The organism is Stagnihabitans sp., from assembly GCF_964946895.1.
The window spans coordinates 64,144-84,072 of the sequence record NZ_CBBQHX010000007.1 but is presented as its reverse complement, the minus strand read 5'-3'; the positions used below and the strand labels follow the sequence as shown (position 1 = coordinate 84,072).

Genomic DNA, 19,929 nt, shown 5'->3' with positions numbered 1-19,929 from the left:
GGCCTGTAACACTCGGCTGGGCGTCAACGAACTGAATGGAAGAATGCAGCAGACGGAAGACCCTTGGGCCAAGCTGCTTGTGGCGGCAAATGCGGGCGATGGGCAGGCCTATGCCCGTTTCCTGCATGCCGTGACACCCGTCATCCGGGGCATCGTCCGCGCCCGCGGGCGCAGCTTCCCGCCCGATCAGCATGAGGATATTGTGCAAGACGTCCTGCTTGGCCTTCATCTCAAACGCCACACGTGGCGGCCCGATCTTCCGGTGCGGCCCTGGGTTTATGCGATCGCCCGCTACAAGGTGATTGACGCCTTCCGCAGGCGCGGAACCTCGGTCCACTTGCCCATCGAAGACTTCACCGACACGCTGGAAGCCCTCGCCGATGCAGACCCGCTGACCGCCCGCGACGACGCCCGCGAGGTGGAGCGGCTGATTGGCCAGCTTGACCCGCGCTCCGCCGAAATCATCAGGGCCGTGGAACTGCGCGAAGAGCCTCAGTCCGCAGTGGGCGCCCGCTTGCAGATGACGCCAACTCATTTGCGCGTCACCCTGCATCGGGCCATGAAACGGCTGGCGTCCATCGCCGGAAAGGGGGAGCAGTGAAGACGGACGATCTGATCATCAAGCTGTCCGCCTCGTCCCCGCAGGCACCAATGAACACAAGCCGCATGGCCGCGATGATTGGAGCAGCGATCGTGATCCCGCTGGCGATCTTCCTGGCCCTGTGCGGCCTGCGGCCCAATATCGGTGTTGCTTGGGCCAATCCGGTGGTGCCCTTCAAGACTGTTCTGCCCTTCGTGGTCTGCCTGCTGTCCGGCGCATGGCTGCTGCGCCTTGCCCGGCCCGAGGGGACAGCGGGACCCTTGCCCCTGCTTTACATGCTGCCCGGAGGCATCGCCTTGGCCCTGTGGATCGGCACTTTCTTCCTGCGCACGCCAGAGGCCCGATTTGCAGAGGTTGGCCCGAAAGAGCTGGCCGAATGTCTGGGAATCATCCCATTGCTGTCGATCATCCCGACCATCGCCGCGCTACGCATCCTTCGGCAAGGCGCCAGCACGTCTCCGGCTTTGTCGGCGATGCTGGCGGGATTGACGGCAGCATCGGGCGCGGCGACGGGCTATTCGCTGTTTTGTACCCGCGACAACCCGTTGTTCTTTATCACGTGGTATGGCGTTGCGATCCTGATCGTGACCGTGATCGCTCGGCATTTCGGTCGGCGGATGCTCAGCTGGTAGCGCCGGGTGCAAAGAACCGGTCCAGCGCCAAAGGCCCGGGACCGACCGCGACAATGGCCACGGCGATGGCGGCCCAATAAAGATGAAAGTTCTGCCATCCGTCCGGCATCACAAGCTGAATGACCCCCGTCATTGCCAACAGCCCAACGGCCGACAGCCGCGTCGCAAGACCGGCCAAAAGCAACACTGGCAGGCCAATCTCGGCGCAAGCTGTCAGGAACGCCACTTGATCCGGAAACGGAATGGCATATTCCCCGCCAAGGATGTGCAGCTTGAATTGCTCTTCAAACAGGAATGTCGTCGTCGGCGCCAGATTCAGAATACCGTCCCACCTTGTCATGCCCGATCGCAGAAACGGCAAGGCCAGTGCCACGCGCAGGGTCGGTTGAGCAGCCGCACGCGCCAAGGTTGATAAAAGCCTCAGACCCTGCCGAAACGTCTCGACAAGGCCTGAGGAGGTGCTGGAGGACGGGAGGATGGTCATGTCTTTGATCCTGAAATGGGGTTGGTTTGGCGGCTCCACCCGATCACAGCGCCTGACAGCAGCAGATTCGACAGCGCGCTGGGGAAGTCGAACTGTGGGGTGGCCAGAAATCCCGCCGTCGCTGCGTCAGACAGGCGTGCCCCGGACATCAGGCGCAGCAGAAAGGTGGCAGCGCCAGGGGGCAACATCTGTGCCGAAACCTCGGCATCAGGGCGCAGGATCAGACAGTCCTCCGCGACGGTCAAGTCCGGCACGACGGCCATCTGCCCGGGCTGGTTGGATTGCCAGATGCCAAAGGCAGGAAAAGCCGATTGCAGCACCCTGACCGAGGGATGAACGCAAAGGCGCTGCGCGCCCATTTCGCCGGGCGACATTTGCAGCAAGGGGGCGACGTCAGCCGGGGCAGCCTCGGCTGCATGATAGGCCTCGACCCAGGCCAGTTCGATACGGGCGACGTCTGCCAGAAAAGGCAGGTCTTTCAGTGGCGGAAAGACGGCCAGAAAATCGGGAAACCCCGCCCCATATTCCAACAAGATGGGCGAAGAGGGCGGCTCTTGTCGGGCATAGACACCCGCCATAGCGCGGAAGAATTCGTGTCCAACAAGGCGTTTTACCGTCGGGAAAGTGTCCGACAGCGCGTCGATCAGCCCGACCATGACATTGTTGCGATAGACCGCGAACCGGCTGGCCGAGGGCCGGCCGTCCGGCCCGACAAGACCCGCAGGCGCCGGCATCCGATTGTCCAGCAAAGCCGCGCCAAAACGGCGCTGCGTCTCAGCGAGCGTCATGGGACACCTTCTGCGCCTGCGCCATCACCGTCTCGGCCCGCTGCGCCTCGGCATGCAGAACCTCCCACGCTGGCACATCGGCATCCCATTCAATCAGGGTCGGCACTGGCCCGATCAGCCCGATGGCATGGGCATAAAGCTGCCAGACCAGGGCATCTACCGGGCGGTCATGGGTGTCGATCAGAAGCGGCCGTCCCGCCTCATCGGTACGTGGTGTAAAACCCGCAAGGTGGATCTCCTTCACCGCAGCATGTGGAAAGCGCCAGATGTAGTCGAACGGGTCATAGCCCTGATTGGTGGCCGAGATATGGACGTTGTTCACATCCAGAAGCAGATGACATCCGGTCCGCCGAGCGATCTCGGCAATGAAATCCACCTCGGCATAAGTGCTTTCGGCGAAAGCCAGATAGGTCGTGGGGTTTTCCAACAGCATCCGACAGCCCAGAGCGTCTTGCACCTGATCGACGTGGTCGCAAACGCGGGCCAGCGTCTCGTCAGTGTAGGGCACCGGCAGCAGGTCGTTCAGAAAGCCTGAGTCGTGGGTCGACCATGCCAGATGTTCACTGAACAGGCCCGGCTGATAGCGAGCGATCAGCGCACGCAGCCGCGTCAGATGGTCCTTATCCAGCGCCCGGTCCGCGCCGATCGACAAGCCAACTCCATGCAAAGACAAAGGATATTCCTGCCGAATGGCTGTCAGATAGCGGTGCGGCGGACCACCTGCGCCCATATAATTCTCTGCGTGAACCTCGAAAAACCCGACATCCGGGTGGGTCTTCAGGATCATGGCGTAGTGCTGCGCCTTCAGGCCCAGACCGGCCCGGGGCGGGATGCCGAAGCGATTGAAGTGGGGGAAGCCATCCATGGGGCGAACCTTTCTGAAAGGGGCGGCCCGAAAGCCGCCCACCTTGCTTACATCGAGGTCAGCGAGCCATGGCCCTTGGGCGTCATCATGCCGACGCAGGTGCCGGTCGGAACCAGCTTGAAGGCGTTCGGGGCATAATCCTCGGTCGACGAGCCCGCACAGCTCGTACCGGCACCCGCGAAACAATCGTTCTGGCCCTTCAGCGCCACGCCGAAACACTGTTCGAACTTGCCGGTCTTCAGGCTGGCCTTGGTCATTTCCTGCGCCTTCATCATGTCGGCATCGGACATCTTCATCGTCTCTGCATAGGTCGCAACGCCTCCGAATGCGGTGACAAGGGCCGAAGCGAAGATAACTTTGGTAAGGGGCTTGGACATGGGAATTCCTCTCCTGTTGCGCAACGACCGGGGTGGTCGCCTTCAAGGCAGCTCGCATGAGCTTGCCTAGGACGGTTCGCCGCAAAAGGGGCTTGCGTTACAGATCAGACAAAGAATCTTGCAGAACGTTTACTCGGCGGGGGTCATGCCCATCCGCCCAAGCACATGCCGTTCCAAGATCAGCACGGCCTGATAGAACACGACCGACAGCACAACCGTGGTGGCAGCGACACTCCAGATCATGCCAAAGTCGAGGTACCCGCGCGATTGGTTCAACAGATTGCCAAGGCCTTTGCCGGTGGCCAGCCACTCGGCGATCATGACCCCAAGCAAGGCGCGGGGCACCGTCAGCCGTGTCGCGGCAAATAGCCAGGGCATCGAAGCCGGGATCGAAACAAGCCGCAACTCTCGCCAGGCCGAGGAGCCATAGGCCCTTGGCAGTTCCATGGCGCTTTGTGGGACTTGCGCAAGACCCTGCGCCAGCATGACATAGGCCGGAAAGAAGGTGACAGAGATCGTTACCCAAAGCGTCAGGACCGTTCCACGCCCCAGCATCAAGACCAGCAACGGCGTCAGCGCAACCAGGGGCATCGTCTGGGTGACAAGGGCGACCGGCAAGAAGGCGCGGCTGAAGTTCGGAAACAGGCGGCCCGATACGGCCAGCGCGAAGGCAAAGGCCAACCCGCAGATCAGGCCCATCGCAGTGATCGGAAGCGTCTCTGACAAGGCCAAAATCAGCTTTCCACGCGCCAATGCCGCGTTGTCCGACAGAAAAAGATAGGAGAGCACCGCCCAAGGCGTCTTTGCGATCATCTCCGGGGCCGAAAGCGCTTTTAAGGCACCCCACCAGATCACAAAGGGCAATCCCAGCGATCCCATCGCCAGTCCGACCTTCAGCCACCAAACCTCCGTTGTTGGCTTTGCCGCGGGCGGGGCGGGGTTGAGCGTGATCGCCCGACTTGCACCCAGCATCCGGGCCGAAAGGAGCGCGAAGACAGCGTAGCTGAGGCCGGCAATGGCCGTGGCCACCAGACCGATGCCCCACAACCGCGGCGGGTCCGCCCGTCCAAGCGATCCCAGCAGATAGGCGCCAAGGCCCCAGCGTCCACCACCGCCAAACTCAGCAAGAATGGCACCCAAAACCGCGTTTGGCGCAGCGACCCGAAGCCCGGACAGGATGGCAGGAACCGCCCCGCGCAATTGCACAAGCGTCAGCACCTTGGCCCGCCCTCCGCCATAAGCCAGCACGACATCTGCAGCGCGGCGATCATATTGCGTCAGGCCGACGACCGTGGCGCTCATCGTGACAAAATAGACCCCGATGGCGGCAAGGGTCACGCGCGGGGTCATCCCTTGCAGAACAAGGGCAAGGATTGGCGCAATGACGATCGGTGGTAGGGCAAAGATGGCAATGTTGACCCCCCGCGCCAGCCGCAACAGGCCGGGCGACAGCACAAACAGGACGCCGGCCAAAATGGCCACCAGATTGCCGATCAGAAAGCCAAGTCCAGATGCTTCCAGTGTCGCCCAGACGTGATTGGGATAGTCCGCCCGGTCTGCCCAAAGCTTGATCAAAATGGCGGAAATGGCCGGAAGGGCCCCGCCGGCGATCAGGTGCAACTGGCCAATAAACTCCCAAACCAGGGCCAGAACCGCGAGGTTGCGCAGGGTATGCGGCTTACCCTCCATGCAAAACCCCGGCGATATGGTCCTCCATGTGGTGAAATTCCGGATCGGCAAACAGCGAGGGCAGCCGTGGGCGCCCGAACGGGATGGGCACCTCTTCGACAATGCGTCCCGGTCCAGCCTGCATGACCACCACACGGTCCGCGAGGAACACCGCCTCGTCGATGCCATGTGTCACCAGGAGTGCGGTGGCCCCGGTTTCAGCCCAGATGCGTTGGAGTTCGATGTTCATCTGGCGGCGCAGAATCTGGTCCAGTGCGCCAAAGGGTTCGTCCATGAAAAGGATCTGAGGTTCCGTCACCAAAGCCCGCGCAATGGCCACCCTCTGCCGCATGCCCCCGGACAATTCGCCGGGCAACGACGCCTCATAGCCCTTCAGGCCAACCAACGTAATGAGGTCACGAATGCGGCCCTGATATGGACGGATGTCGCGTCCCAACGCTTCCAGCGGCAAGGCGATATTGCGCTCGACCGTGCGCCACGGAAGCAAGGCGGCGTCCTGAAAAGCCACACCGGTGATCCCCTCGCGCCGCGCCACTTCGGGCGGCTTTCCGGCAATCAGAACTGAGCCGGAGTTCAAAGGCTCCAGTCCCAGTGCCACACGCAGGACCGTCGATTTGCCACATCCCGAGGGCCCGATCAACGCCGTGAAACTTCCCGGAGCGCAGTTGAGCGTCACATCCCGCAGGGCTTCCACCACCTGACCGCGACCTTGATAGGTCTTGCACAGCCCGGCCAGCGAAATCCCTGCGGGAGCATTCATCAAATTTCCTCAAGCAGCGTGGTGTCGAACATATCGCGCGTTGCCGCGATGCCGACCGCGGACAGGGCGGCGATATTGGCGGCAATCGCCTCCTCGCTCATCGAGAAAATCCCCCTGTCGCTGTCGATCAGCGGCTTTTGGGCCGTGTTGTAGAAGACCTCGTTGGCAATCTCGCGGCCATTGCCGGCAAAATAGGTGTCCTTCCACTTCGGCGGCCAGACGGCCGGGTCGGCAAGGTTTTCGGTCCAACCCTTGCGAGAGGCGCGCAGCCAAGCGACCAGTTCCTTGCGCTTGGATTTCAGCGTGTCTTCGGTGACCACGACCGTATCGTTGAAAAGGGTGTAGCCAAAGTCGAACAGCAGGAAAGAGGTCGCCTCCTCACCGGCAAGTTTGATCGAATAGGGCACGTTGGTGACGAAATCGAGCGTTCCATCGACCTCACCCTTGATCAGTGGGGTCGGGTCGTATTCGTAGGGCACGATGTTGACTGAGGCCGGGTCGATCTTGTTCATCTTCAGCATCGCTTGAACCGAAATCGTATTCACTGGCGGCACGGCGATGGTCTTGCCCACCAGATCGGCGGGGGTTTTCAGTGGCTTTTTGGCCAAGGATACAATTCCCACCGGGTTCTTCTGGTACTGCGTGCCGATGATTTTGAACTTGGCGCCTTGGCTGGTGATGGCCTGAATTGTGGTGTCGGGCGTGGTCAGGGTCAGATCTGCCTTGCCCGCAATCAGCGTCGATTCCGGGATGACATCCGGGCCACCGGCGGCATAGACCACATCCAGCCCTTCGGCCTTGTAATAGCCCTGATCCATGGCAACGTAGTAGCCCGAGAACTCGGCATCGTTCAACCACGACGCCTGGAAGTTCAGCGGCGTGCCGGCGGCAGCCATGCGCGGCATCAGGGGCAGGGCAGCGGCGGCCGTCAGGAAGGAGCGGCGGTTCAGCGTCAGTCTCATGTCAGCGTTCCCTGTTTGGTTGTTATGCAAGGCCTTGGATTCGCTGCAACTCCTGCAGCGGTGGGGTATCTTCGATCTGCTTGGGGTCCAGCAGGTTCCATTTCACGCCAAACGGGCGCTTGGCGCGGCGACCCACAGTGTAAAGCTGGCTTGGGGTGGCAATGTAGTCGACAAGGATATCGGTTTCAGAGGGGGTAAGGTTCTCCTGCACGACCTGACAGTCATGCACGACCGCCACAACCGGGGTGGTTTCGTCCACCAAACCAAGGTCGGTGAACATGCCCCATTCCAGATCAAAGAACCCATGCCCCTTGCCAAAGCGCACGCCGTCAATCGAGACAGCGGAGGCTCCGGTCACCATGAAATCGAACCTGCCGCGCTTGGCGATTTCCTCCAGCGAGATCGGGCGACCGAAATGTTCCATGCCGTCCAGCCACGCCGCATAAAGCTCGGCGCCTGCGGGAACCATGCCGGGTTCAATCAGCAGGAAGCCCCGATAGATGCCGTAGGTCGACATGACGAAGGGCTTGCCCTCGGCGATCATCCTGCGGCGCAGGTCGACAAGACAGTTGTCGGGGGTGATGAAGGCAAATTTGGTGGCCTCATAAGCCGGCATCGTCACCAGATGGTCAGTCGCGGCTTCAGAGCCTTCGAAATCCGGGATCACCTCGGCAAAGTTCAGGTGAAAGCGCGTGTCGGGCTTGGCCACGTCTTTCAGCTTGGACCAAATTTGCTGGCGTATGATCTTGGATTTGGACATGATCGACCTGAACCGTTTCGGTGTTTCACGATACTGAAACAAAGGTTTCATCAAAGCAAGTGATATGGGCAGGAAATGGCAACTCGGCTAACCCTTCGGATTCAGGAAAGGATTTCCCGCCTGACCAAAGCCGAGCAAAAAATCGCGGCGCTGTTGCTTGAGAATCATGCACTTATAGAAACCCATTCAGCGACAGAGATGGCCGCTTTGTCCGGTGTTTCAAAGGCAACGGCGGCGCGGTTCTTCCAGTCGTTGGGCTACGCCGACTTTGACGAGGCCAAGACTCAGGCCCGCGAAGAACGCAACCGGACGCAGCCCTATGCCTACTCGGCCGCTCCGGAAAGTGCCGTTCTGGGGCGGTCAATCGGCAACCATCTGGACCTTGAACTGCTGAACTTGACCCGCACCTTTGAGGAGATGCAGTCCGATACCTTGACCGAGGCCGCGAAATTGATCGCCGCTGCCCCTCGCGTCTGGGTGCTGGGTTTTGGGGCTGAGGAAGGGTTGGCGCGCTATGCCCGGCTGATGTTCGCCCGGCTACGGGCCGATGTGCAGATGTTGGGCACTCATCAGGGATCATGGGCCGAGGATTTGGCGATGACCGGCCCTCGGGATGTCCTGCTGCTGCTGACGCTGGAACCTCGGCCAAAGCAACTTGCCACACTGATGGCCTATGCCCGAACCACCAGGATGAATGTGATCACGCTCACAGACCACCAGTATTTCGCCCGCGCGCAGCGGTTTTCCAAGCTTGTGGTCGGCTGCCACGTCGCCAGCTTTGGCAGCATTCCAAGCCACACCACGCTGCTGTCCGTCTTGCGCCTGATGGCCATCGCCTTCATCGGCCAGTCGGGTGAGGTTGCGCAGCAGCGCCTGTCCGTCATTGACGAGATCAACGAGGAAATTGACCTGTTCGACTAATGCAAAACCAAAACGCCCCGGCCGAAGCCGGGGCGTTTCTGCCGTCTTGTCAGATCACAGATCGAAACGGTCGAGGTTCATCACCTTGACCCAAGCCGCCACGAAGTCAGCTTTGAACTTGGCCTCGTTGTCAGCCTGCGCATAGACCTCGGCAATCGCCCGCAGTTGCGAGTTGGATCCGAACACCAGATCAACCCGGGTGCCGGTACCCTTGACGGCGCCCGTCTTGCGGTCACGGCCTTCGAACAGGTCCTGAGCGTCAGAGGTCGCCTTCCACGCTGTCCCCATATCCAGAAGATTGACGAAGAAGTCATTGCTGAGCGTGCCTTCGCGCGAGGTGAAGACGCCATGCTTGGCACCGCCGACATTCGCCCCCAGAACCCGCAGACCGCCGACCAGAACGGTCAGTTCCGGCGCCGACAGGGTCAGCAGTTGCGCCTTGTCGACCAGCAGTTCTTCCGCCGAAACGGTGTACTTGCCCTTCAGATAGTTGCGGAAGCCGTCCGCAGCCGGTTCCAGAACCGAGAAGCTTTCGACGTCCGTCTGCCCTTGCGACGCATCCGCACGGCCCGGGCTGAAGGGAACAGCAAGGCCAGAGGCCTTTTCGACTGCGGCAGAACCACCCAGCACGATCAAATCCGCGAGGGAGACTTGCTTGGCTGCCGTATCAAAGCCCGCCTTGATGCCTTCCAGCACCGACAGAACCTTGGCGAGTTGGACCGGCTGGTTGACCTCCCAATCCTTCTGCGGGGCAAGACGCACGCGGGCGCCATTGGCCCCGCCGCGCTTGTCAGAGCCACGGAAGGTCGATGCCGAGGCCCACGCTGCCGACACCAGTTCCGACACCGACAGACCGGAGGCGAGGATCTTCGCCTTCAGCGCCGCCACATCCGCGGCGTCAATGTTCGACGCGGTCGAGGCCGGGATCGGATCTTGCCAGATCAGGTCTTCCGCCGGCACCAGCGGCCCCAGATACAGCGCCTTCGGCCCCATATCGCGGTGGGTCAGCTTGAACCAGGCGCGGGCAAAGGCATCGGCGAACTGGTCCGGGTTATCAAGGAAACGGCGCGAGATCGGGCCATAGATCGGGTCCATCTTCATCGCCATATCGGCCGTGGTCATCATGGGCGGGTGCTTGATGGAGGGATCGTGCGCGTCAACGACCATATCTTCCGGATCGGTCTTGGCAGGGTGCCATTGCTGCGCGCCAGCCGGGCTTTTGCCCAAAACCCAGTCATATTTGAACAGAACCTTGAAGTAGCCCATGTCCCAAGTCGTCGGATTGGGCTTCCATGCGCCTTCGATGCCCGAACCGGTGGCATGAATGCCAACGCCCGTGCCGAAGGCGTTCTTCCAGCCAAGGCCCTGCTCTTCCAGCCCTGCACCTTCCGGTTCACGCCCCACCAGTGCGGGATCCCCCGCGCCGTGGGCCTTGCCGAAGGTGTGGCCGCCAGCCACCAACGCGACAGTCTCCTCGTCATTCATCGCCATCCGGGCAAACGTCTCACGGATATCGCGGCCAGAGGCTACGGCATCGGCCACGCCATTCGGGCCTTCCGGGTTCACGTAGATCAGGCCCATCTGAACGGCAGCCAGCGGGTTTTCCAGCTGACGATCGCCTTCATAGCGCGCATCTCCCAGCCAGGTGTCCTCGTTGCCCCAGTAGATATCCTCTTCCGGCTCCCAGACATCGGCACGGCCTCCGCCGAAGCCGAAGGTCTTGAAGCCCATCGATTCCAGCGCGGCGTTGCCCGCCAGAATCATCAGGTCAGCCCAGGACAGGCTGTTGCCGTACTTCTGCTTGATCGGCCACAGCAGGCGGCGGGCCTTGTCGAGGTTGACGTTATCCGGCCATGAATTCAGCGGCGCAAAGCGTTGCGTGCCGGTGCCAGCACCCCCACGCCCGTCACCGGTTCGGTAGGTTCCTGCCGAGTGCCATGCCATGCGGATGAACAGCGGGCCATAATGGCCCCAGTCCGCAGGCCACCACTCTTGGCTGTCCTTCATCAGGGCGTACAGGTCTTGCCGCACAGCCTCGATGTCCAGTTTCTTGAAGGCTTCTGCATAGTCAAACTCCGCGCCCAGCGGGTTCGACTTGGCCGAGTGTTGGTGCAGGATCTTCAGGTTGAGCTGGTTCGGCCACCAGTCGCGGTTGGACCGTGCTGCAAAAGTGGTGTGGCTGCCTGCCCCGTGCATTACCGGGCACTTACCGGCTTCAGTTCCGCTCATCGCTCTCTCCGTTCGTGACTGGATCGTGATGTAAGCGCCAAGTGTTCGTTGTCCACAGCATCGCTGCGGAAACCAGAAGTTCAGCGCCAACTTAGAATCTGTCTAACAAATGCAAGCTACGAGTTTAAGGGGCTTTCGTGGCGGACCGCCAGCTCGATGTCACCTTAGCGATAGCCCGCCGCCTGTAGTTCAAACAGTTCCGCATAGCGGCCAGACTGCGCCAGCAGGTCGTCATGGCTGCCCGAAGCTTCCACCCTGCCCCCTGACAGCACCAGAATTCTGTCCGCCATCCGAACTGACGAAAACCGGTGCGAGATCAGGATGGCCGTTTTTCCGACACTCAATTCCTTGAACCGCTGGAACACTTCAAACTCGGACCGCGCATCCAGCGCGGCGGTGGGCTCGTCAAGAATCAGCACCTCGGCTCCGCGCATGTAGGCCCGGGCGATGGCCAACTTTTGCCACTCGCCCCCAGATAGCTCGACACCGTTCTTGAAGCGCTTGCCGATCATCTGGTCATACTGCCCCGGCAGGCCGTCAATCACGCGGTCCGCAAGACTGCGCTGCGCCGAGTCGATGATGCGGGCAAGGTTTGCACGCTCCTCGATCCGGCCGACGGCGATATTGTCGGCGGCGGACAGCGAATAGCGCATGAAGTCCTGAAAGATCACGCCAATCGCGCCGCGCAACTCCTCAAGGTCATAGTCCTTGAGGTCGTGGCCATCGAGCGTGATCCGCCCTTCAACCGGGTCGTAAAGCCGGGCCAACAACTTGACCAACGTCGTCTTGCCGGCACCATTCTCGCCAACCAGCGCCAGGGTCTCACCGGCGCGCAGTTCGAAAGACAGGTGCCTGACCGCCCAACTCTCGGTACCCGGATAGCGGAAGCCGACATCTTCAAAGACAAAACCCCGCTTGATCAGCTTTGGGAAGGGGCGGGGGTTGGCGGGCGACAGGATATTGGGCTTCACATCGAAGAAGCCGAACAGGTCATCCAGATACAGCGCCTGCGCTGCGGTGGACGAGAAGCTGGAGAGCAGGCCTTGCAGCAAGGTTCTCAGCCGCAGGAACGATCCCGAAAGGAAAGTCAAATCCCCCAGCGTCAGCGTTCCGGTCAGCGTGCGGGCGATGATCCAGACATAGGCGGCATAGTAACCCAAAGTACCTACAGCCGTGAATACACCGCCCCAAAAAGCCCGGTTCAGCGCTATCTGCCGGTTGGCGGCGTAGAAGCTTTCCGACAGGGTCTTGTAACGATCTGTCAGGAAAGCGTTCAGGCCAAATATCTTGACCTCTTTTGCGGTCTCAACGCTCGCCGCCGTCTGGCGCACGTAGTCCAATTCACGCCGCTCTGGCGTTCGCGTGAAATCGAGCATGTAGTTCTGTGCATTGAAATGCGCTTCGCCGATGAAAGCCGGCACCAAAGCCACAACCAGCAGCAGGATCAGCCACGGGTTATAGATCAAAAGCCCGGCTGCAAAGGTGACGACAGTCAAAGTATCCTGCATCTGGCCGAACAATTGGCCCAGCAGCGTCATCCGGCCTGACGACTGCCGCCTGGCGCGCTCCAGCTTGTCTTGAAAATCGGCATCCTCGAAGTCTTCAAGGTCCAACGTGGCCGCATGCTCCATCAGCCGGATCGAGGACCGCATCGTCAGCTTGTCAGACAGCAGCGAATCCACAAGGCCAACGACACGGCCCAGCAGGTCCGACAGGATCGCCAACGCGAACTCGGATGCGACATAAAGCGATAGCAGGGTCACATGGCCACTTTGCCACCAGCCCAGCGCCGTATCGGGCCGATCCGCCAAGGCAGACAGATGAACCACCTGATCAATGATCAGCTTGCCAACCCACAAAGCCGCAATCGGCAAGACCGCCCGCGCCACCCGCAGGATGAGGGAAGCAAAGGTCAGAAGGCCACTGGCACCCCAGACCAGTTGCATGAACGGAACGATGTTGCGCAACGCGGCCCAACGGGCGGCGAAGCTGGCAGGGGGTTGCTTGGGAAGCGGTGGAGGCAAAAGGTTGCTCGGTCTTGGGGGTCAGTAGATCTACGCCCAACCTAGTGCCTTCCGTCGGTCTTTGCATCGGGCGGGTCGCAAGAAAAGCTTCCACCACACGCCGGGGCGATCACGCAGGTGAAACCTGAGATGCTTCTTTACCGGGTTGTTCCAGATTGCCGCATAAGGCAGACTTCAGGCAAGGAATTGATCTTGATGCGGGTTGTTGGATGAAGCTTTTGGGCATAGGTTCGGCTTTGCCTTTCCGGCGCATGACAGCGGCCGAGGTTGACCGCACTCTGGGCAAACCTGCGGGGTGGAGCTTTGATTTAACTGGCGTCACATCCCGTGCGGTTGCCGTGGATGAAACCCAGATCGACCTTGCCGTGACAGCTTCCCGTACCGCGTTGGACGATGCCGGCATCCCGGCGGCGGATCTGGACTTCATTGTGTTCGCCTCAGCCATTCCCTATCAAACCTTGCCTTCTACGGCCCCTTTGATCCAACTTGGACTGGGATTGGACGACGGGGCCGTGGCGACATTCGACGTCAACTCCACCTGTCTGTCATTCCTGACAGCGATGGACGTGGTGGACGCGCTCATATCTTGCGGTCGCTATCATCAGGCGTTGATCGTCTTCTCGGAAATCGCCTCAGGCGGATTGCCATGGCAGGCCCAGCCCGAGGTTGCGGCCCTGTTTGGCGATGGCGCGGCAGCGGCGGTGTTCAGGCAGGGTCCGCCACTTTTGGCAACACGGTTCCGCAGCTACCCCTCGGCCTATGGTGCCTGTCAGATCGGCGCTGGCGCCACCCGGTTCAGCCTTGCCGATGCGCCCGATGCGTTCGCCGCCCACGCGACCTTCCAGCTGGACGGGCGCGCCCTGTTCCGCCTGACGGCCAGCCATCTTGCGCCCTTCGTCGCCGATGTTCTGGCACAAGCCGGGCTTTGCCCCAATGACATCGGGCTTGTGGTGCCGCATCAGGCCAGCCCCAAGGCCCTTGACCACATGATCCGACACTGCGGGTTTCGCGACGATCAGGTGCTCAATTTCGCGGCCGCGCATGGCAAGCAGATTGCCGCTTCGCTTCCTTTCGGGCTGGATCTGGCCCGTCGCAGCGGGTTTCCGCCCGCGGGCGCCAAGCTGTTGATGCCGGGCACCTCTGCCGGAGTGTCGTTTGGTGGTCTGGTGATGGATGTGATGGCATGACCACGCTGATTACCGGTGCCAGCGGCTTTTTAGGTGGCGCTTTGGCCGCCTCGGCGCAGGGCAAGGTTCTGGCCTTGGGGCGCGACCCGCAGCGTTGCGGGCTGATGGCCGAAAGGCTGGGATTTCCGGTGCTGCCGCTCGATCTTGCCGCCGCTGATGCCGTCGAAACCCTGACGCGCGTTGCCAAAGCGGCGGGCGTGCGACGCATTGTCCATGCTGCCGCGATGTCGGCCCCCTGGGGCAAGCCGGTGGCCTTCCACCGCGCCAACGTGATGGGCACCCAAACAATCCTGCAGGTTGCCGAGGCGATCCGGGCGGACAGAGTCGTCCATATCTCGACCCCCTCGGTCTATTTCCGGTTTGAGGATCAGGAGAGCTTGCCTGAAACCGCACCTTTGCCTCCGCCCGTGAACCCTTATGCTGCCAGCAAGAGGCTGGCCGAAGAGATGGCCCTTCTGGCCGGTTGCGTGGTGCTTCGGCCGCGCGGGATTTACGGGGCAGGGGATCACGCGCTGATCCCGCGCTTGCTGCGCGCCCTGAAAAGCGGCCCGCTGCCCTTGTTGCGCGACGGGCGGGCTGCCACGGACCTCACCCATGTGGATGATGTGGTGGCTAGTATCTGGGCGGCACTTGCAGTGGGCAGGGCACAGGGCCGGGTCTTCAACATATCAGGCGGGGCCGCGTTACCGATCCGTGACGTCGTTGCGGCCGTGGCCGACCGCTGCGGGATCACAGCGCGCTGGCGCAGTCTGCCCCTGCCATTCGTCATGGCTGCCGCCCGTGGGATGGAGCTTTCGGCAGCCCTCACCGGCAAGGAACCGCAGATGACACGGTATGGGGTTGGGCTGTTCGCCTATCGGCAGACACTGGATCTGTCACAGGCAAAGGCGGTTCTGGGATGGCAGCCAAAGATCAGCTTTGATGAAGGGTTGGATCGTACCTTCGCGCATGGCAATCCATGGAGGTAAGGTTCGCCAACAGCGCTTTTGTCCGGGCTCCTGAAGCGGTGCTTCAACGGGGCGGCGCTTGGCGGTGGGTTCACCTGCGGGTCCGCTATGGCGTGCTGTTGCACCCACGGCACGGCATCTTCCTGATTGATACCGGCATCGGCCCCGCGGCCCTCGCAGCGCCCGGCCGAAGCCGGATGCTGCGCGGCTACGCTGCCGCACTGGGCTACCGACCGGCGGCGGATCAGTAGCCCGCAGCCTTTCTGCACCAGATGGGGCTGCAGAGAACTGAGGTTGCCGGCGTGATCCTGACCCATTTTCATGCGGACCATGTGGCAAGACGGGATGAATTCCCCAAGGCGCGCATCCTTGGCCCTGGACGCACCCTCGCCAAGATCCGCGCCAGCAAGACCGTGGCGAACCAACGCCACGGCATCTTTCCCAGCCTGCTTCCGCACGATCTGGACCGACGCATGGAGGACGTCACCCGCTTGCCCCAGCGCACCCTGCCTTTTGGCCTTGGTGCCGGGGGTGATCTGTTCGGCGATGGCACCTGCCTGACGGTAGATCTGCCGGGCCATGCGCAAGGCCACTTCGGGCTTGCCTTCCCAACCTTCCCGCGTCCGCTGCTGTACGCCTGCGATGTGCAATGGCTTCTGACGGCGCTCCAGCCGGGGAAGGCACCGGGCTCTCCGGCGCGGTTTATCCTGCAGGATGCGGGCGCTGCCGCGCGCAGCACTGCTTTGGCCGGCGGCTGGCAAGAAGCGGGCGACGAGGTCATGGTGTGCCATGATCCCAACCCGACAGCACGGGACGTGGCATGAGCTTGGCGTTGACGCTTCTTGCCTATTTTCGCACCCTGTGGCTGACGCGCCCCGGTCAAGGCCGCGCAGCCTTTCTGCGTGGACAGGATCGGCGTTACGGCCGCTGGCTGCGCAAATCCTTGCCCAAGGTGGCGTTTTACGCCAATGGCACTTTGCCCCTCACGGACAAAGCTTTGGTCATGCAGTACTTTGCCGATTTCAATCGGGCGGGGATTACCGCCACACAAGGCTGGGCCGCCTTTGCCACCACCCGCAAGATCAGTGCGCTGACCGTCGGGGCCAGCACCGGGACCAGTGGCAACCGTGGCCTTTTCATCCTTTCCGACGCCGAGCGGTTCCAATGGCTTGGCGTCATACTGGCCAAGGCCCTGCCACGGTTCTGGGGTCAGAAAGTGGCGGTTATGCTGCCCTTGCACACCGCGCTCTATGACACGGCCCGTCAGACCCGCTGTGTTGACCTGCAATTCTACGACCTGACTGCGCCCCGCGACGAATGGCTGGCGCGGCTGCGACTGCAAAATCCGGGTGTGATCGTCGCACCGCCCAAAGTTCTGATCTGGCTGACACAGCAAACGGACCTGCACCCCCCATACGCTCTATTCGGCCGCCGAAACGCTCGACCCTCCAGACCGTCAACGGATCGAGGCGCATTTTGGCCCGCGGCTGGGGCAGATCTACATGGCGACCGAGGGACTGTTGGCGGTAACCTGCCGTCACGGGACGCTGCATCTTGCCGAGGACGTCATCCGGTTCGAATTTGAACAGGTGGGAGATCTGGTGGCACCGGTCATCTCCAGCTTCACCAGGCACCAGCAGATCGTTTCCCGTTACAGGATGAATGATCTCTTGCGCTTGTCCGACAAACCCTGCCCCTGCGGCTCCCCACTGCGGGCCGTGGCAGAGGTGGTGGGCCGGAAGGATGACTTCTTCCGCTTTCCCGGGACACAGATCACGCCCGACATCCTGCGCAACGCCATTTTGCATGCCGATCGGGGGATAGCGGATTTCAGGCTCGTACAACTGACGCCGGAAACGCTTCAGTTGACCTTGCCCGAATGCACAACCTTGGCGCAGCAGTACGCCGCGGCTGACGCGCTGGCCGCAGTGCTGGCGCGACACGGCGCATCAGCGCGGATCGTGGTGCCATCTGCCATGATGGAGACTCATATGCAGGCAAAACTGCGCCGCGTGGAAAGCCGAGTGGTCCGCGATGGCTGAGGTCGTGATGGTCACCGGCGCCCGCGCGCCCGTCGCAGTGCATTGGGCTTGGGCGTTGCGGGCCAGCGGCCGCCGCGTTCATCTGGCTGACGTATCGCGCCATCCTATTGGCAGCAGTAACGACCTTTCAGAAGGCTATCTTCGCTTTGCGTTACCGCGCCACGATTTCGCAGCCTTCCGTCGGGATATTCTGACCCTATGCCGCCGCCACAGCATCACGATGACCGTGCCAACCTGCGAAGAGGTGTTCTGGCTGGCACAGATTTCGCCCGACCTTGCAGCACAGGGTGTCACCCTCTTCGCCCCTTCCACTGATTTGCTGACAACGGCGTATGACAAGGACGCCTTCATCCGCCTTGGCCAAGGCTTCTGGCCGCATCTGCCCAGAACCCGCCGGCTGGAAAGCCGCGCGGATCTGCACTCTGCTGCAGAAGGGATGGCGTCCTTGGTCTTCAAACCGGTCTTCTCGCGCTTTGCCACCCGAACCCTGATCCGGCCGAGCCTGCATCAGTTGGCCTCAATCACGCCCACCCATGCCGAACCTTGGGTCGCGCAAGACTTCCTGCCGGGACGGGAGATCTGTGCCTTCGCGCAGGAAATCCAGCGGACCAATAACCGGATTTTGACCGCGTGAATTCGTGGCACAGGCGGCAAGAATGCGTTGATCCTGCCGCAGCGCCACCCTGAAGAGCGGGTTGAACGCCACCGCCTTCAAAAGCCCAAGACCCCGGTCGCGCGGTCCGGCAAGGATGGCGATGCCCGCCGCCGTTTCTGGCGTTTCCTGCCGCAGGTGAAACGTCGTCGCCAGACGCAGGCCCGTGGGCCGCCAAAATTCCAGTTCGGCAATTCCTGGCGCCCGAAACCGGCCGAGAGAATACCCGCGATCCTGTTCCAGAAGGGCGCTGACCAGCCCGTGTTGCCGGGCCTCACCGGTATAGCGGGCTTCGACCTAATCGGGGCCCCATGACACATCGACACGCACCCGATAGCGGCGCTGAGACAGGCCGCGCAGGATGCCACGACGGGTGAAATGGGCGTGGCTGGCGTCCAGGATATTTTCGGCCACGTCGGCCACGGCCGCGGTGCTTCGGCTCTCAGACTGGCGCAGCACCGGGTCCGGCGATGTGATGCCGTGCAGGAAGGGTTCTGACACCTCATCCCAAGGCGCCACAAGGATCACGCCGCCCCGCTCGCAAGCTTTCCAGCGGCGCAGATGCACAGCCGGCACCGGACCAAGGTGTCCAGGTATCGCGCGACAGCGGCCCTCCCCATCAAAACGCCAGGCGTGGTAGGGGCATTGCAGCAGTTCATCAACCACCAGACCCGCCGACAAGGGTGCCATCCGATGCGGGCAGCGGTCAGACAGCGCCCGCACCCCTGCTTCGGCGCGAAACAAGACCAGCGCTTCGCCGTTCATGACCGCCCGCAAGGGTTTGCTTCGCAGCGTCTTTGACAAGGCTATGGCCTGCCAGGTCAAAGTGCGTGCCGCCGCATGATAGGCACTCCAATGGCATTTAGCAGGCCTGACAGCAGCGCCGTCGCCAACCTTTCGCGCAATGGCAGATGGGCCACAAAGGCTGCTGTGTATTCGATAGCCGGCAAGGCGCCCCGGCTGCGCTTGAACCCTGCTGCACCCGCGCTGATGTTGAATGGCAGAAGCCGCGCCGCAGCCTCGGCCATCGCAAGGGCCATCAGCATGCGGTACAGCCCAAGCCTTTTCGGCAGATCCGTGCGGTAGCCGACCACTGGAGCCGTCAGCAAACCGCCTAGCGTCACGGTTCCGATCACCCCCAGCAATTTGCCGTCCGCCTGCCTGAGGCCTTGCAACCGCAGGATCCCAGCCTTGCGGAGAATACTCAGGAATTCCGGCGAATACTGCGGGTTCAGCGGCGTGTATTTCTGCAGGTAGAGCAGGCAATATAGCCGGGCGGCTTCAGCGACATCGTCTTCTGCAAAGCCATCATCTCCAACAACGGTCAAAGCGGTACGCGCCAGAAGCTGCGCATCGCGGCGGCGGTTCAGCGTCCAGGGGGCGTCTGGCATGATGACCCAAACCTGACGGGCGGGCAGCAAGGCGGCACCGCCCCGGCGAAAGGCATCCTGAAATGCGTCATCAGCACGGTCATTCAACGAGCGAACCACGATGGCCCGGTCCGGATAGCGTGCGGCCAAGCTGCGCACGGCGACCACGGCATCCGACGGGTCGAGGCCAAGTGGTGGGTTGGTCGCCAAGAGCCAGTTGTTGACCTGACACTGGTGATCCAGCCCACTGGCCCGCAGGATCGGACCACTGGCGCGCAAAAGACCGGTCAGAATGGCCCGCAGGATCGGCAAGCGTGCAAAATGCCGGGTCTCTTCAATGCCGTAGTCGCGATAGGCGACGCTGGGGCAGCAGATATAGCAATTGGGCACGGTCGGACAGGGTCAGCGGCAAGATCGCGCCGGCGGCTTCCATGGCGTCAATCTTACATCGCAAATTGGCAATCAGCGGCGCTGCGGCACCTTGCCAAAGGCCCTGCAACGCCAAAGCTGCGTCTGTGCGGTTCGTCACCATGGGGGCAGGCTGCCACAGGCGCTTGCCTTGCGCAAAGCCGGACATGAAACAGGCCACTCGCTTCGGCCCCGCGACTGCCGTCGCAGGGGTGGTTGAGAAAGGTCTTG

The 19,929-nt window shown here is 61.9% G+C and carries 23 protein-coding genes; 11 read left to right on the top strand and 12 right to left on the bottom strand.

Features of this window, described 5'->3' with window-relative positions; all coding sequences use genetic code 11:
• Window positions 1–43: 43 nt before the first annotated feature.
• Both AC1Y2B_RS06575 and AC1Y2B_RS06570 read left to right on the top strand, forming a co-directional pair.
• A complete protein-coding gene (locus AC1Y2B_RS06575) occupies window positions 44–601 on the top strand; it encodes a sigma-70 family RNA polymerase sigma factor (RefSeq protein WP_482252265.1) in 558 nt (185 codons plus the stop codon).
• On the top strand, window positions 598–1,233 hold the full coding sequence (locus AC1Y2B_RS06570; protein WP_482252264.1) for an NrsF family protein: 636 nt from the start codon (window positions 598–600) through the stop codon (window positions 1,231–1,233). Before AC1Y2B_RS06575 ends, AC1Y2B_RS06570 begins: the two co-directional genes overlap by 4 nt.
• Here the strand turns inward: AC1Y2B_RS06570 and AC1Y2B_RS06565 are convergent.
• The 8 genes from AC1Y2B_RS06565 to AC1Y2B_RS06530 form a co-directional block, all read right to left on the bottom strand.
• The gene (locus tag AC1Y2B_RS06565; RefSeq protein ID WP_482252263.1) at window positions 1,223–1,717 is read right to left on the bottom strand and encodes a DoxX family protein; all 495 of its coding nucleotides are present in this window, start codon (window positions 1,715–1,717) and stop codon (window positions 1,223–1,225) included. The two genes, AC1Y2B_RS06570 and AC1Y2B_RS06565, sit on opposite strands and share 11 nt — an antisense overlap.
• Entirely contained in the window at window positions 1,714–2,505 is a 792-nt protein-coding gene (locus tag AC1Y2B_RS06560) for an HvfC/BufC N-terminal domain-containing protein (protein ID WP_482252262.1), read from the bottom strand. The genes AC1Y2B_RS06565 and AC1Y2B_RS06560 overlap by 4 nt, the downstream gene beginning before the upstream one ends.
• Window positions 2,492–3,370: an MNIO family bufferin maturase gene (gene bufB, locus AC1Y2B_RS06555; RefSeq protein WP_482252261.1), complete on the bottom strand. Its 879-nt coding sequence runs from the start codon at window positions 3,368–3,370 to the stop codon at window positions 2,492–2,494. The genes AC1Y2B_RS06560 and bufB overlap by 14 nt, the downstream gene beginning before the upstream one ends.
• Window positions 3,371–3,417: 47 nt before the next feature.
• On the bottom strand, window positions 3,418–3,747 hold the full coding sequence (locus tag AC1Y2B_RS06550; RefSeq protein WP_482252260.1) for a BufA1 family periplasmic bufferin-type metallophore: 330 nt from the start codon (window positions 3,745–3,747) through the stop codon (window positions 3,418–3,420).
• Window positions 3,748–3,876: 129 nt separating this feature from the next.
• Window positions 3,877–5,436 carry an ABC transporter permease gene (locus tag AC1Y2B_RS06545; RefSeq protein WP_482252259.1) on the bottom strand — a complete coding sequence of 520 codons (1,560 nt, stop codon included), beginning with the start codon at window positions 5,434–5,436 and terminating at the stop codon, window positions 3,877–3,879.
• Window positions 5,426–6,196: an ABC transporter ATP-binding protein gene (locus AC1Y2B_RS06540; protein ID WP_482252258.1), complete on the bottom strand. Its 771-nt coding sequence runs from the start codon at window positions 6,194–6,196 to the stop codon at window positions 5,426–5,428. Before AC1Y2B_RS06540 ends, AC1Y2B_RS06545 begins: the two co-directional genes overlap by 11 nt.
• Window positions 6,196–7,158 (bottom strand): ABC transporter substrate-binding protein, encoded by a 963-nt coding sequence (locus tag AC1Y2B_RS06535; protein WP_482252257.1) that lies wholly within the window; start codon window positions 7,156–7,158, stop codon window positions 6,196–6,198. The genes AC1Y2B_RS06540 and AC1Y2B_RS06535 overlap by 1 nt, the downstream gene beginning before the upstream one ends.
• A 22-nt stretch (window positions 7,159–7,180) precedes the next feature.
• Complete coding sequence (locus tag AC1Y2B_RS06530; protein ID WP_482252256.1) at window positions 7,181–7,918, bottom strand: 5-formyltetrahydrofolate cyclo-ligase; 738 nt, start codon at window positions 7,916–7,918, stop codon at window positions 7,181–7,183.
• Between the two features lie 75 nt (window positions 7,919–7,993).
• Between AC1Y2B_RS06530 and AC1Y2B_RS06525 the strand changes: the two genes are divergently transcribed.
• Window positions 7,994–8,839, top strand: coding sequence for a MurR/RpiR family transcriptional regulator (locus AC1Y2B_RS06525; protein ID WP_482252255.1), 846 nt, complete (start codon window positions 7,994–7,996; stop codon window positions 8,837–8,839).
• Window positions 8,840–8,893: 54 nt separating this feature from the next.
• Here the strand turns inward: AC1Y2B_RS06525 and katG are convergent, their stop codons facing one another.
• Together katG and AC1Y2B_RS06515 are read right to left on the bottom strand one after the other, a co-directional pair.
• On the bottom strand, window positions 8,894–11,068 hold the full coding sequence (gene katG, locus AC1Y2B_RS06520; protein WP_482252254.1) for a catalase/peroxidase HPI: 2,175 nt from the start codon (window positions 11,066–11,068) through the stop codon (window positions 8,894–8,896).
• A gap of 164 nt (window positions 11,069–11,232) precedes the next feature.
• Window positions 11,233–13,035: an ABC transporter ATP-binding protein gene (locus AC1Y2B_RS06515; RefSeq protein WP_482252253.1), complete on the bottom strand. Its 1,803-nt coding sequence runs from the start codon at window positions 13,033–13,035 to the stop codon at window positions 11,233–11,235.
• Window positions 13,036–13,301: 266 nt separating this feature from the next.
• On the opposite strand from AC1Y2B_RS06515, the gene AC1Y2B_RS06510 reads away from it, so the two are divergent.
• The 8 genes from AC1Y2B_RS06510 to AC1Y2B_RS06475 are packed head-to-tail and all read left to right on the top strand — an operon-like array spanning window position 13,302 to window position 18,235.
• Window positions 13,302–14,279 (top strand): 3-oxoacyl-[acyl-carrier-protein] synthase III C-terminal domain-containing protein, encoded by a 978-nt coding sequence (locus tag AC1Y2B_RS06510; RefSeq protein WP_482252252.1) that lies wholly within the window; start codon window positions 13,302–13,304, stop codon window positions 14,277–14,279.
• Complete coding sequence (locus AC1Y2B_RS06505) at window positions 14,276–15,247, top strand: NAD-dependent epimerase/dehydratase family protein (RefSeq protein WP_482252251.1); 972 nt, start codon at window positions 14,276–14,278, stop codon at window positions 15,245–15,247. The genes AC1Y2B_RS06510 and AC1Y2B_RS06505 overlap by 4 nt, the downstream gene beginning before the upstream one ends.
• Window positions 15,238–15,477 (top strand): hypothetical protein, encoded by a 240-nt coding sequence (locus tag AC1Y2B_RS06500; protein ID WP_482252250.1) that lies wholly within the window; start codon window positions 15,238–15,240, stop codon window positions 15,475–15,477. Before AC1Y2B_RS06505 ends, AC1Y2B_RS06500 begins: the two co-directional genes overlap by 10 nt.
• Before the next feature lie 21 nt (window positions 15,478–15,498).
• Window positions 15,499–16,050 carry an MBL fold metallo-hydrolase gene (locus tag AC1Y2B_RS06495; protein WP_482252249.1) on the top strand — a complete coding sequence of 184 codons (552 nt, stop codon included), beginning with the start codon at window positions 15,499–15,501 and terminating at the stop codon, window positions 16,048–16,050.
• A complete protein-coding gene (locus AC1Y2B_RS06490; protein WP_482252248.1) occupies window positions 16,047–16,811 on the top strand; it encodes a hypothetical protein in 765 nt (254 codons plus the stop codon). The genes AC1Y2B_RS06495 and AC1Y2B_RS06490 overlap by 4 nt, the downstream gene beginning before the upstream one ends.
• Before the next feature lie 16 nt (window positions 16,812–16,827).
• Window positions 16,828–17,268, top strand: a complete 441-nt coding sequence (locus AC1Y2B_RS06485) for a hypothetical protein (RefSeq protein ID WP_482252247.1) — start codon at window positions 16,828–16,830, stop codon at window positions 17,266–17,268.
• Window positions 17,261–17,902: an ATP-grasp domain-containing protein gene (locus AC1Y2B_RS06480; protein WP_482252246.1), complete on the top strand. Its 642-nt coding sequence runs from the start codon at window positions 17,261–17,263 to the stop codon at window positions 17,900–17,902. Before AC1Y2B_RS06485 ends, AC1Y2B_RS06480 begins: the two co-directional genes overlap by 8 nt.
• A 27-nt stretch (window positions 17,903–17,929) precedes the next feature.
• Window positions 17,930–18,235, top strand: coding sequence for a hypothetical protein (locus AC1Y2B_RS06475; protein ID WP_482252245.1), 306 nt, complete (start codon window positions 17,930–17,932; stop codon window positions 18,233–18,235).
• Here AC1Y2B_RS06475 and AC1Y2B_RS06470 read toward each other — a convergent pair.
• Window positions 18,218–18,745: a Rieske 2Fe-2S domain-containing protein gene (locus tag AC1Y2B_RS06470; RefSeq protein WP_482252244.1), complete on the bottom strand. Its 528-nt coding sequence runs from the start codon at window positions 18,743–18,745 to the stop codon at window positions 18,218–18,220. The two genes, AC1Y2B_RS06475 and AC1Y2B_RS06470, sit on opposite strands and share 18 nt — an antisense overlap.
• Complete coding sequence (locus AC1Y2B_RS06465; RefSeq protein ID WP_482252243.1) at window positions 18,742–19,680, bottom strand: GNAT family N-acetyltransferase; 939 nt, start codon at window positions 19,678–19,680, stop codon at window positions 18,742–18,744. The genes AC1Y2B_RS06470 and AC1Y2B_RS06465 overlap by 4 nt, the downstream gene beginning before the upstream one ends.
• Window positions 19,681–19,929 lie beyond the last annotated feature (249 nt).